The following is a 17,831-nucleotide window of genomic DNA, read 5'->3' on the forward strand; positions in this document are numbered from 1 at the left end:
CTTTTTGCCGGGCGGGGCGGGTGCTGGTGGGCCCGCGGCGGACAAGCCTGCTGAGCGGGGTGCTGCGCCACTCGCAGCGCCTACGCCGCGGTTGCGGCGCGTGATTGATGAAGAGGCTGCGCCGCAGTTGAGCGGATCGCGGCTGGATGGGCCCGGGCTGGCGGGGTCGCGGTTGGGGACCACCCCGGGGCAGGACGCTGCGGCGGCGTACCGGGCTGTTTATCACCCGGACCCGATTCCGTTCGATCCGAACAAGAAGCGGTCGAAGGCGCTGGTGGCCGGGGTTGTGGCTGCGGTGCTGCTGCTGGTGGTGGGTGGGATTGTGTACGGCGGTGCGATGCTGCTCACGAAGAGTGACAGCCTGCTCGCGAATCCGCTGACCACGCCGTCGGTGCGGGGGAGCGATTCGCCCAAGCCGTCGCGGAAGCCGACGCCGGATGCCGATGTGCTGGGGAAGAACCCGATTTATGCGGCTGGGAAGCTGGCTGCGTTCAGCTGCAAGGAGCCGGCGTACCGGCCGACCTCCAAGGAGAACGTGTTCTCGTACTACGAGGCGATGATCAAGTGCCTCGACAGTGCGTGGAAGCCGGTCGTGACCAAAGCCGGGTTCGAGTTCAACTCGCCGCGGCTGATCGTCTTCGACGAGGGTGTCGAGACGGCGTGCGGGTTCCAGAAGAAGGTCGCGTCGTACTGCGCCGATGAGCAGGGCGGCAGTGTGACGATGCCGTACGAGGATTTGGTCGAGACGGACTACGCGAACGACAAGGCAGGCTCCCGGGTGCGGATGGCCAACTCGATCGCCTTTGTGTACGGCATTCACGTACAGAGCCTGACCGGGATCCTGGAGTCGTCGATCAACCTGCACGACCAGGCCAAGAACAAGGCCGGCGAGCTGGAACAGGACCGGCGGCAGGCTTTGCAGGCGGGCTGTTTCGCTGCCGCCTTCATGAGCGCCGTCAAGGCGAGCTTCCCGCTGCAGGGTGAGTTGCAGCGGCGGTGGATCTCCCTGATGAACAACACCGGCGACGAGAACACCAAGGAGAAGGTGCGCGACCACGGCTCGGTGAAGAGCAATGCGCTCTGGATGGGGCAGGGCTGGAAGAATCTCGATCCGGGGACCTGCAACACTTTTGGAGCGCCTGCCGCCAAGGTCGGTTGAGTTTGTGACACGAACGATGGGGACGAGCGATGCCTGACGAGAAGCCCGACGGTGGTGCCACTGCGCAGCCTGCGGCTGGTCACTTCCTGACCGAAGGCGAAAGTGCGCCGCTCCCCACCGCTCACCGGTCGCAGCCGATCGCGCTCGGTAAGGCTCGTGCCCTGTCCGGCCCGGGCGAGTCGGCGCTGCGCCGCAAGGCGCGCCCGCTCCCTGTCGACCCCGAGGCCGTCTCGGTCTACAGCGGTCCTCCGGTCGCGCCGCTCCCCGGTGCGCCGACAACGCCGTTGACCGGCACCCGCCGTACGGGTGGTGCTCGTCGCGTCGGGTGGAACCGGCCTTACTCCCGCGCCGGAGCGCAGTACAACCAGGTGGGACCGCCACCTCCGCCGCCGCGGAAGTACTCCAACGTGGTCGTCGCCGGGCTGTCCGCGCTCGTCCTGGTCGTTACTGCGTCCGTCGGCGTCGCCTGCTTCAAGGCGATCAGCAGCTACGACAGCTCCGTCGACAACCCGCTGTCCCGTCCCTCGGTCCACCGCCCGACGGCTCCGATCCCCACCCTTCCCGACCCGACGGTCACCAAGACCGTGCCGGGCGTGAAGGACATCGACCGCGTGCAGAAGAACGAGATCTACAAGGCGGGCAAACTCGCGGCCGTCGGCTGCAAGGAGCCGTCGGTCCGGCCGACCTCACAGGTCACCACCCTGCGGTACTTCCAGGGGTTGCTGCCCTGCCTCAACGAGGCCTGGAAGCCGCTGATCGAGAAGGCCGGTTACACCTTCCGGGCCCCGAAGCTCACGCTGGTGAGCGCGAAGGTTCCCACCGCCTGCACGGGTGAGAGTGACAGCTCGTACTACTGCGGGACCGACGAGACGATCGCCATCGACTGGCAGGACTACGTCGCCATGTACAAGCGCGATCCGATCGACGCCCGGGTCTGGATGATGGACGTGATGGCGCACGAGTACGGCCACCACGTCCAGGACATGACCGAGATGCTGACCGCGGTCGGATCCTTGCAGGGCTGGGCGAAGACGGAGGCGGCGGAGCTCGAACTGAACCGCCGCCTGGAGCTGCAGGCGACCTGCTTCGGCGCCGCGTTCCTGGGCGCGAACAAGGCCGGCCTCGGCCTGACCGGCGCCAAGCTCCAGGCCTGGGAGTTCGACACCAAGCACAGCGGTGACGAGTACAACCCGAAGAAGGTCCGCGACCACGGCTCCCGTGCGAACCAGTGGTTCTGGGGTGGCCCCGCCTTCGACTCGGGCAACCCCGCGTCCTGCAACACCTACACGGCCTCGGCCAAGCGAGTCAGCTAATGCTCAAGGCGGCCGGGCTCGCCGTACTGGCAGTCGCGGTCGCCGCGGTAGCTGGAGTCGCGACACAGGAAGAGCGGTCGATGGCGGCGCAACCCGCCCGTACGACGCCTACTCCGCTGCCGGTCAAGCCCACGGTGAAACCGACCTCGACCGCGCGGCCAGTTGTGCCGACGGCGGCGACGAGCAAGCTGTACGGCGCGGGCCAGGTGGCGGCGGTTCCGTGTGTGCTGCCGCGGAAGCGGCCGTCCGCCAAGGCGGAGCTGATGGGCTACGCGCGGGTCGCGCTGGCATGTATGGATCGCGCGTGGGCGCCGGTCATCAAGCGTGCCGGCGGCAGTTACTGGTCGCTGGAGATCTACCCGTACGACGTGGTCCAGCTGCCGCTGGAGTGCGCTGCGGCGCGTGCGGACACCGACGCGTACTACACGAGCGGGCGGATCTGCTTCGAGTGGCGCGAGTACATCGACCCGGACTATCCGCAACAGGCGCTGGTCGACTTCCAGGACATGCTCGCGCACGAATACGGCCATCACGTGCAGCAGGCGACCAACATCCTTGACCTGTACGACAACCAGGCCTGGAAGCAGACGCAGGCCGAGCAGCTCGAAAGTAATCGCCGGATGGAGCTGCAGGCCAGTTGCTTGGGCGCCGCCTTCCTCGGCGCCAACCGCGCAGGCTTCGGACTGACCGGCGTACGGCGTGACTTATGGGTCTACCGGACCAGGCACCAGGGTGATGAATACAACCCGCGCAAGGTGCGTGACCACGGTGCGCGCGTGAACTTCGCCTACTGGACCGCGCGAGCCTTCGCCTCCCGAAACCCCGCATCCTGCAACACCTTCACCGCCACCTCGAAAAGAGTCAGCTGATGCGCAGTTCCCTTACCCGCTTGGCGATCGGCGTACTGGCTGTTGGTCTGCTTGCCGGCTGTGGCCCCAAGGACAGCCCGGTCGCCGAGCAGCCGACCCCCTCCGCCACCCCCACGCCGACGCCCACTCCGAGCCCGACGCCGACCGGGCCGCCGGAGGACGGGCTGGTGCGGAACTCGATCTACGCCGCCGGTGAGGTCGCGGAGGTCAAATGTGCGCTCCCGACGACGAAGCTCGCGAACCAGCAGGCGGTGATTGGCTATGCCGCCGCGTTCGTGGGGTGTTTGAACAAGGCGTGGGAGCCGGTTCTCGAGAAGGCCGACAAGGTTTTTGTGCCGGCCAAGGTCGTGCCGGCGGTTGTCGGCACGAAGTCGCCCTGCGACGAGATCCGGGCGACGTCCGCGGCCCACTACTGCTCGTCGGACTCGAGCATCTACCTCAAGTGGTCGTCGTCTGTCGAGAACCAGGCGAGCGCACAGGAAGACGCGCGCGAGGAGCTGCAGTTCGTCATTGCCGGTCTGTACGGCTATCACGTGCAGTCTGCGGCCGGGGTGGAGGAGCCGTACGCCAAGCGCTACGCAACGGCGACATCGGCGGCCGCAAAGCTCTTGGAGAGCAAGCGCTACCAGATCCAGGCACGCTGCTTCGCCGCCGCCTTCTACGGCGCCAACCAGAAGTCCCTTGCCCTGGACAAGGGATTCATCATCTACTACGGCACCTTCGGATTCGCCAAGGACAAGAAGAACGACGGTCAGCAGAACAGCTGGCTCGCCAAGGGCTGGCTCGGCAAGAGCGCCAACGCCTGCAACACCTGGGCCGCTTCACCGAAGCAGATCAGCTGAGGTTGAGTTTGAAGCCCTCGTGGGATTGCTCGAAGCCCAGGTTGACGTAGAAGCGGTGGGCGTCGGTGCGGGTCTTGTCGGACGTGAGCTGGACCAGCACGGCGCCTCGGTTGCGCGCCTCGTCGATCGCCCAGCGGATGAGCGTCGTACCGAGTCCTTCGCCGCGGGCCGGCTTCGCGACGCGGACTGCTTCGATGATGGCGCGGAGGGCGCCGCGGCGGGACATGCTGGGGACCAAGGTGAGCTGGAGCGTGCCGATGGTCTCATCGTTGCGATCGGCAACCACCAGGAGTTGGTTGGGGTCGGCATCGATGGCGGCGAAAGCCTGCTGGTACGGCGTCAGGTCGGCCGGCGACTCGCGGATCGCGCCCAGGGGGTCGTCGGCGAGCATGGCGACGATGGCGGGGACGTCGGCGGCGGTCGCGCGACGGATGGTCAGATCGGCGGTCATGGCGCTCAGTTTAGGCAAGGACCTTTAGTTGCAACCCAATGATTACAGGGATGTGACAACCGTTTGCTCTGAGCAACGAAGGGAACGGGTAATACTAGACACCACTGCATCCGCCCGTAGCCGGGGTCGTGTGTGCAGTGTTGCGCGCGATGGCGGGTGCGGGCCTATCGGGAGGAAATCCGATGAGTTCGTTGGCAATCGACTTCACTGGGCCGTTCGAGGACGCGTTCAGCAAGCTGCTGGGGTTCATTCCGAACCTGCTCGGCGGCCTGGTCATCCTGGTCATCGGGTATTTCGTGGCCAAAGTTCTCGGCAAGCTGGTCGGGAAACTACTCGGCAAGGTCGGGTTCGACCAATGGATGGAGCGGGCCGGTGTCTCCGGTGTGCTGCAGCGGTCCGGCACGGGGCTGACTGCTTCGGCGGTACTGGGACAGGTCGTGTTCTGGTTCGTGTTCCTGATCAGCTTCACGATGTTCGCCTCCGCGCTCGGTGTCCCGGAGATCTCGAACTTCATGAGCACGATGCTCGGCTACATCCCGCGGATCTTCGCGGCGATCGTGATCATCTGCCTGGCGGCGCTGTTCGCGAACTTCCTGGCCGCGATCATCCGTGGTGCCACCGGCAACGAAACCCTGGCCAAGGTCGGTAAGTACGCGATCCTCGTGTACGCCGCCTTTGCTGCGCTCACGCAGTTGGGGATCGCGGTTCAGCTGACCGGTAACACGCTCCTGATCGTGCTCGCCGGAGCGGCGCTCGCACTCGGCCTGGCTTTCGGTCTCGGTGGCCGCGAGATGGCTGCCCGTGCGCTGACCAACCTGTTCTCGCGCGACAACATCCAGAAGCCGGAAGCCCAGCAGAACGACGGCCTGGGCACGGCACCGCAGTACCAGCCGCCGGCCGACCCGCAGTACCCGGCGGCGCACGGAGCGCCGCACAACGGTGGTTACTCCAACGGTGCGCCGCAGAACGGCAACTGGCAGTAGAGCTCTTCATAGCGGGCGGCAATCCCATATCGGGGTTGCCGCCCGTTGCTATGACTATTCGGTCTTGTCGGGTCCGGAACTGCGGACGTCCTCGACCTTGGTGAGGGCTTCGCGCAGGTCAGCGAGCCACGTGTCAGCGTGCTGCGACACGAGCTTCACGCACCAACCAAGCGCGTCGCTGCGCGAGCGGGCTACCCCGGCATCGACCAGCGTGTCGAGGACCTGACGCTCGGGCTGCCGCAGCCGCGTCATCACCGGCGCGGACAGCGAGGTGAAGACCTTGCGGGTCTCACCGCAGTCGACACCCCAGGCGACCTTGCGGCGAGTCGCGTGCTCGAGCTCGCGCGCGATTTCGATCCGGCGCTCGCGGGTGTCCTCGCGGTACTGCTTGATCCGGCCCCCTTCGGCGGCGGATCGTTCGGCGGCGCTCACGTCGTCGCCCTGCTCAGGAGCCTTCAGTCGGCCCACGATCAGGATCTCGTCCCGGTCGATGGTCAGCTCCGGCTCGCCGTCGAACCAGTCGGCGGGCAGGCGGCCGGTCAACCAGCCGCGGACCTTCTCGGTCTCAGTCTCTGTACTCATGTAATCATGATTACATACTTACCCAAACGCACTTCAAGCAGAACCGCAGCCCGATTTCGAGCAGCCTGCAATAGGTAGTGCGCGCACGATCACTCACCGACGCTGGACCGCATGACTCTGCCCAGAACGCTGGCTGCCGTCTCAGCCGCCGCCCTGCTCACCACGGCCCTCGCCGCCACGCTCCCGGCCCAGGCCGCCGTACCGGACCTGCAGTTGGTCACTCAGACGACCGGTCCGGCCTCCACCGCGACCCAGCACGGCACCGCCCAGTGTCCGATGACCAGCAACATCCTCGGAGCCGGCGGAGAGGTGACTGGTGGCCGCGGCCAGACCAGCCTGTCCACCTACACCCAGATCGAGCGTGAGTGGGGATCCACCCAGGCCGACGAGGACGCCGACGGTACGACGGCCGACTGGGGCCTCACGTCGTACGCCATCTGCACGTCCGGCCCGCACCGCGAGTCGCTCAGCCAGTTCTCGCCGTACAACTCCAGTTCCGAGAAGCTCCTCACTGTGGCCTGCCCAGCCGGCACCGTCACCACCAGTGCCGGCGCAGCGGCCTCAGACGGCGGCAGCCTCGTCCTGGACGACGCCATCCCAAGCGCTGACCTCACCACCGTCACCGTCGACGTCTTCGAGGCCCAAGCCGGTCGCACCGACAGTTGGCCTGCTAGTGCCTCCGCCCGCTGCGGAACCCCGCTCCCCGGCCTCCAGCGCGTAGCAGCCACCTCACCCACCGACTCCGCCACCAACAAGTCAGTCACCGCCACCTGCCCCGCAGACAAGAAGGTAGTCGGCACCGGCCACGAAATCATCAATGGCAAAGGCCAAGTCCTCCTGGACGACGTAGTCCCCAGCGCCGACCTCACCTCAGTCCGAGCCGAAGCCTTCGAAGACCAAGACGGCACCCCCAACAACTGGTCCATCACCGCCTACGCAGTCTGCGCCACACCCTGAGCAGCACGGCTGAACCGATTGCAACTTGATGCAATCGAGGGCCTTTTTGCTTGACCGGGCAGGATCTCCGGGCTCACGCTGACGTCGCGTCACGGATCAGTGGCGCGGCGTTGGGGGTTCGTGCGATCCGTCCTGGGGTGGGGTATGTCTGCTTTTGGTGTGCGTACAGCTGTAGTAGTGAGTCTCTTGGCCGGGCTGCTGGTTGCCCAGCCGGCCGACGCGGCGCCACCGGTGATCCGGTCTGCTGCACCACAGACCGAGGCGCAAGCCATTCAGCAAGCTGCGGCAACCGGCGAGCGGGTCGAGATTCCGGGGAAGACTACCGAGACCTCCCGAGTGCTCGCCGAACCCAACGGGTCTCTGACTGCCGAGCTCAACGCTGCTCCGGTGCGGTCGCGGCAAGGCGGCAAATGGGTCTCGATCGATACGACTCTCGAGTTCACACCTGACGGCTCTGTGCGCCCGAAGGCCGCGGCGGACCTCACCTTGTCCGGAGGCGGTCCTGGAGCCCTTGCCCGGCTGGGGATCGACGAGGATGCGCTCGCCATGAGTTCGCCGTGGTCGCTTCCCAAGCCCGTTCTGGCCGGCAGCACAGCGACGTACGGCGAGGTTCTGCCGGGCGTCGATCTGGTCGTCGAAGCGACCAAGGAGGCGTTCACCTACAACGTCGTCGTGAAAAACCGGGCGGCCGCTCAGAACGCAGCTCTGGACACGGTCCGTTTCCCGATTACCAAGGACGGGTTGGAGGTCCGAAAGGACGCCGAAGGGCGCGCAGAGTACGTCGACAGCACCGGGCGGCTGGCCGTGGTTGTTGGCGAGGCGCTGATGTGGGATTCGGCGGGAGGGCCGGCTGGCAAGTCAGCACGATCGTCTGCGTCCGCTGTGGAAGGTGGCCCGGTCGGGGGCGCCCATGTGGCCGAGATGGACTTCCACGGTACTGGCGACGAGCTCACCTTCGTCCCGGACGCCGCAATGCTCGACTCGGCCCAGACGGTTTTCCCAGTCGTGCTCGATCCGGTTTTCAAGCGCCAGACCCGCAATGCCTGGGCAGCGGCTTGGCAGCTGTACCCAACCACGTCCTTCTTCAAGACTTCCCACGATCTGGGCGTTGGCTACGAGGGCTTCGAGCAGCACAAGATCGTCCGATCCTGGTGGCAGTTCGATGTTTCGCCTTTCCTGGGCAAGAAGATCCTAGGGGCGGACTTCCGCGTGTACGAGGTGCATTCGGCCAGCTGCTCGAAGCGGTCGGTCACCGTGACGCGCACCGGTCCGATCAGTGCATCGACCACGTGGAACAAGCAACCGGCTGCGGTGGCCGACGTCGCGACGAAGAGCTTTGCCCACGGCTACACGCAGTCCTGCCCGAATGCCGCAGAGGAATTCAGCGTGACGTCTTCGCTGACGACAACCCTGGCAGGCGGTGGGCGAACCGCGACCTTCCGGCTTCGCGCGACCGACGAGACGGACGAGATCGCGTGGAAGCAGTTCGAGCCGACCTTTGGCCAACTGGACGTCAGCTACATCTCGCCGCCGCTGGCGCCGGACATGGTCGGTGTGGCTGACCCGGCGGTCGGCTGCAAGCCCTCGACCGCTGTGGCCTATATCGGTGACCTGACACCGAAGTTCCAGGCGCGGGTTCGAGTGGCTGCGACTGAGACCAGTGCGCGGGTCTATGCGACCTGGGAGGTCTACAACAGTGCCGGCACCCTGGTGGTGAATCGAAGCAGCGGTCAGGACGTCCCGAACACGTTGATGACCAACACTGTTGCCAACTCACTGGCCGACCAGACGACGTTTCATATGCGTGCCAAGACGGTGTACCCGTACACAGGAGGCTCGCTCTCGTCGCCCTGGAGCGGGTGGTGTTACTTCCGGACCGACTCGACCGTTCCACCGGCGCCGACAGTGACTGCAAAGTACGGGACCACCGAGTTGAAGGACTGCGGCACCGAGGCGACCTGCCCCGATGTCACGCCGTACGGCGGGTCCGTGAGTTTCACCTTCAAGGGAAACGCCGCGGACGTCGTCAAGCACGTCTATCACTTCCAGAATGCCCGACTGCCCGGCGAATCGGCAGGTCTCACCTCGACCAAGGCATTGGTGCCGCCGGAAGAGGGATGGAACACCATCACAGTGCAGAGTCAGGACGCGGCCGGACACCTGAGCGGAAAGACCGAGCTCACCGTGAATATCAAGGCCCAGTCAGGCCCGATCGGCTCCTGGTCCTTCAACGAAGGGACCGGTGTGACGGTCGCGGACTCCGCTGTCGCCCCGGCGGTACCGCACACGTTGGGCTTGCATGGTGGCGCGACCTTCGATGATGTCGGTCGGTCCGGGGCCTCGTTACAGACCGATGGCGTGAACGGATATGCCAGTCACGCCGAGACGATCGTGGACACGTCCAAGAGCTTCACGATCTCCGCCTGGGCTCGGGTCCGGAACACCACGACCCAAGGGGTGGTCGCGGCAGCGATGGGCGAGCATGGAAGTGCGTTCGAGCTGTACTACGCCGGCAACAAGTGGATCTTCCAGCGCATGGTCACCGATGCTGTGAACCCGGCCATTGTGAAGGCCACCTCCGACGATGTCGCGCTGTGGGGAGCTTGGACCCATCTCACCGGCGTGTACGACGCCAATGGGAAGAAGCTTCAGCTCTACGTCAACGGCAAGCTGCAGAACGCCGGCAATGTCGCTTTCACGCCGGTTGCATGGAAGGCGACCAAGGCATTCGCCATCGGCATCGGCCGCTACAACGACGCACTGGTAGCGCCCTTCTTCGGAACGATTGACCAGGTCCAGCTCTGGCAGCGGGCGTTGCGGCCGGTCGACGTCGAGAAGGTGGCGAACTTCACCGACCCTGCCGATCCGCTCGGTGCGCAGGTATCCGGACTGGTCGGACACTTCCCGCTCAACAGCGCATACAACTCCGCCGATCAGGTATGGCGAACCGGCGAGCTTGCCTACACGGCCAATCTCGAGATCCGTGGCGTCGCCGACCCGGCCGCGGCCTTCGTCGACGACGACGAACGCGGACGGGTGCTGGAGCTCGGCGCGAATCCGGGCGAACAGCTGAACCTGGCCAGACCGATGGTGGACGCGGATGGAAGCTTCACCGTGGCGGTGTGGGTCAAGCTGGCGGATCCGACGAGGCGGTCGGTGATAGTTCGGCAAGGCCCCGCGAGCGGTGACCGGGACACCTGGAGGCTCGAGTTCGAGCCGACCAGCAGCGTGACCGGACGATGGGTCTTCGCCCGCGGTCTGAGTGCACCCGATCCGGCTGATCCGACCAAGAAGGAACAGACGGTCAGTTCCGAGTCCGACCTTGACTCCCCGCGCGACGACTGGCACCTACTGATTGCGACGTACGACGCAGCTGCCAAGCCCGACGGCGAAGACGCTGCGCTGGGCAGGATCGCGTTGTCGGTCGACCGGTACCGCGCTGCCGATGGAGCTGCTGACTTCCACTCGGCGCTGCGGACCGGCGCCACGCAACTGGCGGCGGGACGGAGCGGCGACCAGTTCGGCGGCAGGATCGACGAGCTGCGGATGTACGCCGGCGTGCTGACCGATGAGCGTGCTTGTGAAGAGTTCCCTGAGGTCGGCGACTGTGGCGCGGAGGGCTGACATGAAGAAGATCGGTGTCGCACTTGTTCTGACGACCGCCATGCTGGCCGGTCTGGTTCCGGCCGGGCAGCTGGCCACCGCTCAGGCGAAGGGTATGCCTCCGCTGCCGAAGTACGAGTCGTCGAAGACCTCGACATTCACACCGGCACGCGTGCCGGAGTCGGCGTACCTGAAGAAGGCGCTGGCCTCGACGGCAGCGCAGCTGTCCCGGCCCGTGAAGTGGCCGACGGCAACGGACAGCACTCGGGTGCCGGGTGCTGCCGCTCGGGCGACGGCTGCCGAACCGATTGCGGTGTCCCTGCCGGCGGGTTCACGCACAGCGAAGGCGGCATCCGTTTCTGTGCGGGTCAAAGTGCTGGACCGTCGAGCTACCGAGGCGGCGGATGTCTCCGGCGTACTGCTTGGACTCACTGCGCCGGGCGGGGCGGCGTCGAAGGTGCGGTTGAGCGTCAGCTACGCCGACTTCGCCAACGCCTTCGGCGGCGACTGGGCGTCGCGCCTGGTGCTGCGCGAACTGCCGGCTTGTGCGTTGACGACCCCTGCCAAGGTCGGCTGTCTGCAGCCCACCGATGTTGCCTCGGTCAACGACGCCGAGACGAAGTCGATCTCCGCCGACGTACCGGTGGACGGAACCCAACGAGCCTTCGCGGTCACGGCTGCCGATGCCGCGGTCACCGGCGACTACAAGGCAACCAGCCTGTCGCCCTCGGCGACCTGGGCAGCCGGCGGGTCCAGCGGCAACTTCAGCTGGAGTTACCCGCTGCGAGTTCCGCCGCTGGCGGGCGCTCCGGCGCCTCAGCTCGCCCTTAACTACTCGTCGCAGGCGGTCGACGGCCGGACGGCAGGCTCCAACAACCAGCCGTCCTGGGTCGGCGAGGGCTGGGAGCTCTCGTCATCGTACGTCGAACGCAAATATGTGAGCTGCAGCGAGGCTGGGCACGCTGACAAGTTCGATCTGTGCTGGAAGTTCGACAACGCGACGCTGGTGCTGAACGGCCAGGCCAACGAACTGGTCGGCTCCGGTGGTAGCTGGCACCTGAAGAACGACGACGGTTCGAAGGTCGAGAAGGTCACCACCGGCCCGGCCAACGGCGACAACAACAACGAATCGTGGAAGCTCACCACTCCCGACGGCACGCAGTACTTCGGGCAGCAGTCGATTCCTGGGATCACGACGAAGGTCACCAACTCGGTCTGGACAGTTCCCGTCTCCGGCGACGACTCCGGAGGCGCGTGCTACAACAAGCCGTTCGCCTCGTCGTTCTGCCAGCAGGCCTGGCGGTGGAATCTCGACTACGTCGTCGACCTGCACGGCAACGCGATGTCGATGTGGTACCAGAAGGAGACGAACTACTACGCGCAGAACGGTGCAACCGCTGCCAGTAAGGTCTACGACCGCGGCGGCTACCTCGAGCGCATCGACTACGGACAGCGGTCCACCGCGATGAGCGCCACCGCGCCGATGCAGGTGGTCTTCACTCCCGCAGAGCGGTGCCTCGCGAACTGCTCGTCGCTCACCAGCACCACCAAGGGCAACTGGCCGGACGTCCCGTTCGACCAGATCTGTGCATCCGGTGCGACATGCAGTAAGACCGCGCCGACGTTCTTCAGCCGGAAGCGTCTCTATGAAGTCACCACTCAGGTCTGGAAGGGGTCGGCGTATCAACAGGTCGATCGCTGGCGGACGAACCTGAGCTTCCCCTCGCCGAACGGCGACCCGGCGGACAAGTCGATGTGGCTGGGTGGCATCAGCCACACCGGACTGGTGACCCGGACCGGAGCACCGGAGTTCACGTCGACCGTCACCTTCGATCCGACAGTGCTGCCGAACCGGGTGGACTCCTCGAACGACGGAATCGCCGCGATGGTCAAGCACCGCGTTGGCACCATCCACACCGAGACCGGCGGCCAGATCACCGTCAACTTCGCGCCGACCGAGTGCGACTCCGCGGCCAACAAGATGCCGGCCACCAAGGACCGCAACGGGATGCGCTGCTACCCGGTCAAGTGGAGCCCCCCGATGGAGGCCGAGCGCGACGACTGGTTCCACCGGCACGTCGTCGCTCAGGTGCGGGTGACCGACGGCACCGGCGGCGGAGACACAGTCGTCACCAGCTACTCCTACAACGGTGGCGCAGGCTGGCACTACCAGGACAGCCCGCTGATCCCAAAGGGCCAACGCACCTGGGCCGACTGGCGAGGCTACGAAAGCGTCCAGGAGACATTGGGGGACCCGACCCAGCCAGGTCCGGTCTCCAGGAGCATCACGACGTACTTCCGTGGGATGCACGGTGACAAGTTGGCTGCGGGCGGAACAAAGACCGAGACGGTCTCGGACAGCGCCGGTGGAACTCGACCGGACCTTGAGGCACTGGCCGGACAGACCCGCGAGGAGGTCACCTACAACGGTACGACGGCTGAGCGAGTGGCGCGCACCATCACCGATCACTGGGTGCGGGAAACCGCGACTCGGGCTCTGCCTGAGGGCGCCGACATGCAGGCCAATTTCGTCAAACCGTCGGCGGTGCGAACCTTGATCGCACGCGACGCCGGCCGATCTGATCTCGATCAGCAGGTGGTGACGACCTACGACACTCAGACGGGGCTGCCAACTCAGGTGGACGACGCGGGAGCGCCTTCCTCCGGGGACGAGACCTGCACCATCACCTCGTACGCGAAGAACACCACCGACTGGTTGCTGAACTATCCGTCCCGGGTGGTGTCCTCGACAGGTGCTTGCGAGGCGGCCTCAGTGAACCCGCCGAAGAACCGGGTGCTGAGTGACAACCGGACCTTCTACGACCAGAAGGCTTTCGGCGTCGCACCGACCAAGGGTGAGGTTTCGGTTCAGCAGCGGCTGAGCTCGTACGACGCAACTGGCGCCGCGCAGTATCAGACGGTTCAGTCGAAGACCTACGACGACCTTGGCCGGGTCAAGACCAGTGCAGACGCACTCGGACGAACGACCACCACGACGTACACGCCGGAGCTCGCCTGGCCACAGACCGGATCGGTCGCGACCACTCCGGCTGTCACTGTGGCCGATGGGTCGAGCAAGGGTTTCGTGACGACTACGGCCTACCAGCCGGAGTGGGCCTTGCCGGCGCAGATCAAGGATCCGAACAGCAAGGTGACCGACTACCTGTACGACGCACTCGGACGACTGGTCGAGGTCTACCTTCCCAGCCAGCCGAAGTCGACCGGGAAGCCGACGACGCGCTACACCTACAGCCTGTCGAGTACGGCCGCGTCCTGGGTGCGGACCGAGACGCTGAACACCGGCGCCGACGGCTACGTGACGACCTACGCGATCTACGATGCGCTGCTGCGGCCGCGCCAGCAGCAGTCACCAGCCGTCGGCGGCGGCCGGATCATCGCCGAGAAGAAGTACGACTCGCGTGGACTGGTGGTCACCGAGAACAACGACGTCTGGGATACCGATCACGTAGCTTCCGGTGCGCTGGCTGTCGTCCTGGACACGACGGCTCCCTCGGAGACCGTGACGACGTACGACGGCGTCGGCCGACCCACGACCTCCACCTTCCTGGTGAGCAACGGGCCGCGCTGGACGACCCGCAAGCAGTACAGCGGGGACAGCATCACCACGTTGCCGCCGGCGGGCGGGACGGCTACGACCGACATCAGCGATATCCGTGGCCGAGTCGTCGAACGCCGCGAGTACAACGGCAACCTCGTGAGCTCGGACTTCGACACCACTCGCTACACGTTCGATCTGGCCGGTCGTCCGACGAAGATGACCAGCGACACCTCGGTCTGGACCTACGGCTACGACTTGCAGGGCCGCAAGGTTCAGTCCGTCGATCCGGATTCGGGAACGACCACCACCGGGTACGACTCGGTCGACAACCCGACGTCGGTCACCAACGGCAACGGCCAGACCTTGCTGAAGACCTATGACGCGATGGACCGGGTGGTGGCGATCCATGATGGCACCAAGAGCGATGCCACGGTGCGGTCAGAGTTCAGCTACGACGTCCCCGGCAACCTGGGCCAGGCCTTCGGTTCGACGGCGTACCCCAAGGGCAAAGCGGGTCCGGCCTACAAGACGAACATCGTCTCGCGGAACATCCTGTACAAGCCTACGACACTCAATGTCGTGGTCCCTGCGGATGGAGACCCGGAGCTCGCAGGCACGTACAAGACGACGATCGGCTACAAGCCGGACCAGCAGACGGTCAGCTACAGCACTCAGCCCGGTGCCGGGCCGGTCGGTCTGGAGACGGTCGACTTCGGCTACAACGAGCTCGGGATGCCGACCTCGTTGACCGGTGGCACCGGCGGCGCGCAGTACGTGAACGATGTCGCGTACAGCCCGTTGGGCGATCCGGTTCAGTACAAGCTCGGCGCCCGGAACGATATGCAGATTGCCAACCGGTACGAGAACGGCACGCGGCGACTGCTGAAGACCTTCTCGGGCAACACGACGATCTATTCGAGTCATGAGTACACCTACGACGATGCGGGCAACGTGTTGTCGGACAAGAATCTGATCGGCGCCGACGCGCAGTGCTTCGACTACGACGGTCATCGCCGGCTGACCGAGGCCTGGACGCCGGCGAGCAGCGACTGCTCCACGGCTCCGAATACGGGCTCGCTCGGCGGAGCAGCGCCGTACTGGCAGTCCTGGACCTACACGGGCTACGGCCTGCGCAAGACTCAGACCGACCACGGGCCGACCGGCAACACGGTGTCGACGTACACATACGACCCAGTGCGGCCGCACACGGTCAGCAAGGTCTCGACGACTGGCCAGGCTGACAAGAACTACACGTACGACGCGTCGGGTAACACGAAGACGCGACCGGGCGGCAGTGCCCAGCAGTCGCTGGATTGGGACGCGACCGGCAAGCTCACACAGGTCACCGAGGGCAGCGCAACCAACGGCTATGTGTATGACGCCGAAGGCAACCTGCTGCTTCGGAAGAACCCGGGCAAGACGACGCTTTACATCGGAACCCTGGAAGTCACGCTGGACACGACGACCCGAGCCCTGACCGCAAACCGGCGTTACGCTCTCGGCGACCGGCAGGTCGCGGTTCGGACCGCGAACAACAAGGTCTCGTGGCTGGTCACCGACTACCACGGCACCGCGTCTGTGGCCGTCGACAGCGACACCCTTGCCGCGACCACCCGATACACAACTCCCTTTGGAACCCCGCGCGGAGTTGCCGCCCCGAGTTGGCCCGACAACCGCGGGTTCCTGGGCAAAACCGAGGACAAGTCCACCGGCCTGACCACTGTCGGAGCCCGCGAGTACGACCCCGTGCTGGGCCGTTTCATCTCGGTCGACCCAGTCCTGGATACCCAGGACGTCAAACAACTCCTCGCCTACACCTACGCCAACAACAACCCCACCACCCTCTCCGATCCGACGGGCCTTCGACCCATCGAGAACGACGAGGCGGTACGTCCGTCAGGCCCGAGCGAGCCCCCTGTCAGCACACGCCCTACCCCAACGGAGGACAAGCCGGACCATAACCCGAATCGCAAGGGTGGATACATTGCTGCGGATCACGATGTTGCCGTCAGACGGACCGCCGAGCTTGTCCGGGTCTGGGCGGGGGTGCACGGCTACGAGGGCGACGTTACTGCCGATGTTGCCGGAATGAATGGTGGCCGTAACAAGATCAAAGGGGCCAACCGCAACGGCACCGGCGGCGACGGTGTTGCCGATATCATCTTTTGGGGCAAGGAAACCGTCTATATCTGGGAGATCAAGCCGTCCGGCGCCGAACACACGAAATTCGGTCGCCAGCAGGTCGAACGGTACGTTGAAAAGCTGCGAATCCAGCTCAAAGCAGCCAACGACGACCGGGAGGTCGACTTCGGCCCAGGGCTGCCCACCGACGAGAACGTTCCGGTGCCGGGCGGCAAACTCAGAATCTGGTCGAAGGCGGATCAGCCAGGACTCCGCTTCTACAATCGTAAATGGGATCCGGAGCCTCCGGCGGTAAAGGTGCAGCAACAGAAGCAGGAGGAGCAGCATCAGCAGGCCCCACAGACGGTCACGCAGTCGCAGCCACAGATGCCTTCGTTGTGGGCGCCGGGACTGAGGCCGGCCGATGTGGCGGGACTCCTTGTGGTCGGCATACTTGGAGGAATATTGACCGGTGGTGCTGCGCCGGGAATGGGATGGTGACTGGAATCTTGGGAGGTCGTGTGCGTCAGGTTTCGTATCTGAGGGTCGAGGTGAATTGCTCGATCCCGGACGACGCGAAGTTTGCGGAGGTGGCTCGTCGGTGGATGGAGCACGGACTGGCGTTGTTCCCCAGTCTGTTCGCAGAGTTGCAGTCCGGGGAAGCACACGGGATGTTCATCGATCAACCCCGCGGCGGCAGGATGGTCTCCAGGAAATTCTCGCTGTCCGGTTGGGAGAAGCGTCTTGGCGCGCTCAAGGGACGGCCGGAGGGGCTCACCCTTGCCATCTCCAACGGGCCGGACGAGACGACGATGCCTGATGAGTCGTCGCCTGACACGCATCAGGATGCTGAGATCACCGTGATCGACGGGCACATCGGAATGCCTGGGCAGGTGCGCCTGGTTGTCCACGCGATCCGCACACCGGAACTGATGGGCTCGGATGGCGGCGAGTGCGTGAGGTCATTCCTGGAAGACTGTGTCGGAGACGTGTCGATTGACTACGGGGATGTGCGGCTCGACGGTAACCGCGGTCATGCGACATCGCTCGACTCTGCTCTGAGGCGCGACTTCATCGCCTCGATCCAGCAAAGTAAGGAGTTCCTGCGCGGCTACGGCTGGATCACGGTATGCCCGTCCGAGTTGGTGGAGAGGGTCGGGGGAACTGCGAGCCTCGAGGCCTCGAAGGCGTTTGCGGACATTCGCGTGCAACGCAGTGGCGATGTCCTGCTGCAGGCAACGGACTCGCCAGAAGAGTTTGACCAGGATGCACTGCGCCGAGTCTGGAGCGCGCTGGGTCCGGTGCTTCATCCGGGAGGTCCTCAGCGCCGTCCTGGCCACGAGGACGACGAAGTGATCCTGGAAGATGCAGCGAGCCTGCAGTAGTGCAGCA

11 protein-coding genes are annotated in these 17,831 nt (G+C 65.4%); 9 read left to right on the top strand and 2 right to left on the bottom strand.

Going from position 1 to position 17,831, the window contains the following annotated elements; translation table 11 throughout:
- The 4 genes from E1263_RS17050 to E1263_RS17065 all read left to right on the top strand — a co-directional run.
- The coding region (locus tag E1263_RS17050) for a neutral zinc metallopeptidase (RefSeq protein ID WP_238161295.1) at window positions 1–1,159 on the top strand (1,159 nt) is incomplete at its 5' end.
- Between the two features lie 29 nt (window positions 1,160–1,188).
- Window positions 1,189–2,472, top strand: a complete 1,284-nt coding sequence (locus tag E1263_RS17055) for a neutral zinc metallopeptidase (protein ID WP_132168441.1) — start codon at window positions 1,189–1,191, stop codon at window positions 2,470–2,472.
- Window positions 2,472–3,341, top strand: coding sequence for a neutral zinc metallopeptidase (locus tag E1263_RS17060; protein WP_132168443.1), 870 nt, complete (start codon window positions 2,472–2,474; stop codon window positions 3,339–3,341). Before E1263_RS17055 ends, E1263_RS17060 begins: the two co-directional genes overlap by 1 nt.
- Window positions 3,341–4,183, top strand: a complete 843-nt coding sequence (locus tag E1263_RS17065) for a neutral zinc metallopeptidase (RefSeq protein ID WP_132168445.1) — start codon at window positions 3,341–3,343, stop codon at window positions 4,181–4,183. The genes E1263_RS17060 and E1263_RS17065 overlap by 1 nt, the downstream gene beginning before the upstream one ends.
- Here the strand turns inward: E1263_RS17065 and E1263_RS17070 are convergent.
- Window positions 4,176–4,634, bottom strand: coding sequence for a GNAT family N-acetyltransferase (locus tag E1263_RS17070; protein ID WP_132168447.1), 459 nt, complete (start codon window positions 4,632–4,634; stop codon window positions 4,176–4,178). The two genes, E1263_RS17065 and E1263_RS17070, sit on opposite strands and share 8 nt — an antisense overlap.
- A gap of 182 nt (window positions 4,635–4,816) precedes the next feature.
- Between E1263_RS17070 and E1263_RS17075 the strand changes: the two genes are divergently transcribed.
- Complete coding sequence (locus tag E1263_RS17075; RefSeq protein WP_132168449.1) at window positions 4,817–5,617, top strand: mechanosensitive ion channel family protein; 801 nt, start codon at window positions 4,817–4,819, stop codon at window positions 5,615–5,617.
- Between the two features lie 54 nt (window positions 5,618–5,671).
- Here the strand turns inward: E1263_RS17075 and E1263_RS17080 are convergent, their stop codons facing one another.
- Window positions 5,672–6,199 carry a hypothetical protein gene (locus E1263_RS17080; RefSeq protein WP_132168451.1) on the bottom strand — a complete coding sequence of 176 codons (528 nt, stop codon included), beginning with the start codon at window positions 6,197–6,199 and terminating at the stop codon, window positions 5,672–5,674.
- 111 nt (window positions 6,200–6,310) lie between these two features.
- Here E1263_RS17080 and E1263_RS17085 point away from each other — a divergent pair, with 111 nt between their 5' ends.
- The 4 genes from E1263_RS17085 (at window position 6,311) to E1263_RS17100 (ending at window position 17,824) form a co-directional block, all read left to right on the top strand.
- Window positions 6,311–7,156: a hypothetical protein gene (locus E1263_RS17085; protein ID WP_132168453.1), complete on the top strand. Its 846-nt coding sequence runs from the start codon at window positions 6,311–6,313 to the stop codon at window positions 7,154–7,156.
- A gap of 177 nt (window positions 7,157–7,333) precedes the next feature.
- Window positions 7,334–10,780: a LamG-like jellyroll fold domain-containing protein gene (locus tag E1263_RS17090; protein WP_165956640.1), complete on the top strand. Its 3,447-nt coding sequence runs from the start codon at window positions 7,334–7,336 to the stop codon at window positions 10,778–10,780.
- 1 nt (window position 10,781) lies between these two features.
- The gene (locus E1263_RS17095) at window positions 10,782–16,940 is read left to right on the top strand and encodes an RHS repeat domain-containing protein (protein ID WP_165956641.1); all 6,159 of its coding nucleotides are present in this window, start codon (window positions 10,782–10,784) and stop codon (window positions 16,938–16,940) included.
- 20 nt (window positions 16,941–16,960) lie between these two features.
- The gene (locus E1263_RS17100) at window positions 16,961–17,824 is read left to right on the top strand and encodes a hypothetical protein (protein ID WP_132168459.1); all 864 of its coding nucleotides are present in this window, start codon (window positions 16,961–16,963) and stop codon (window positions 17,822–17,824) included.
- Window positions 17,825–17,831 lie beyond the last annotated feature (7 nt).

Source organism: Kribbella antibiotica, from assembly GCF_004349055.1.
GTDB classification, from domain to species: domain Bacteria; phylum Actinomycetota; class Actinomycetes; order Propionibacteriales; family Kribbellaceae; genus Kribbella; species Kribbella antibiotica.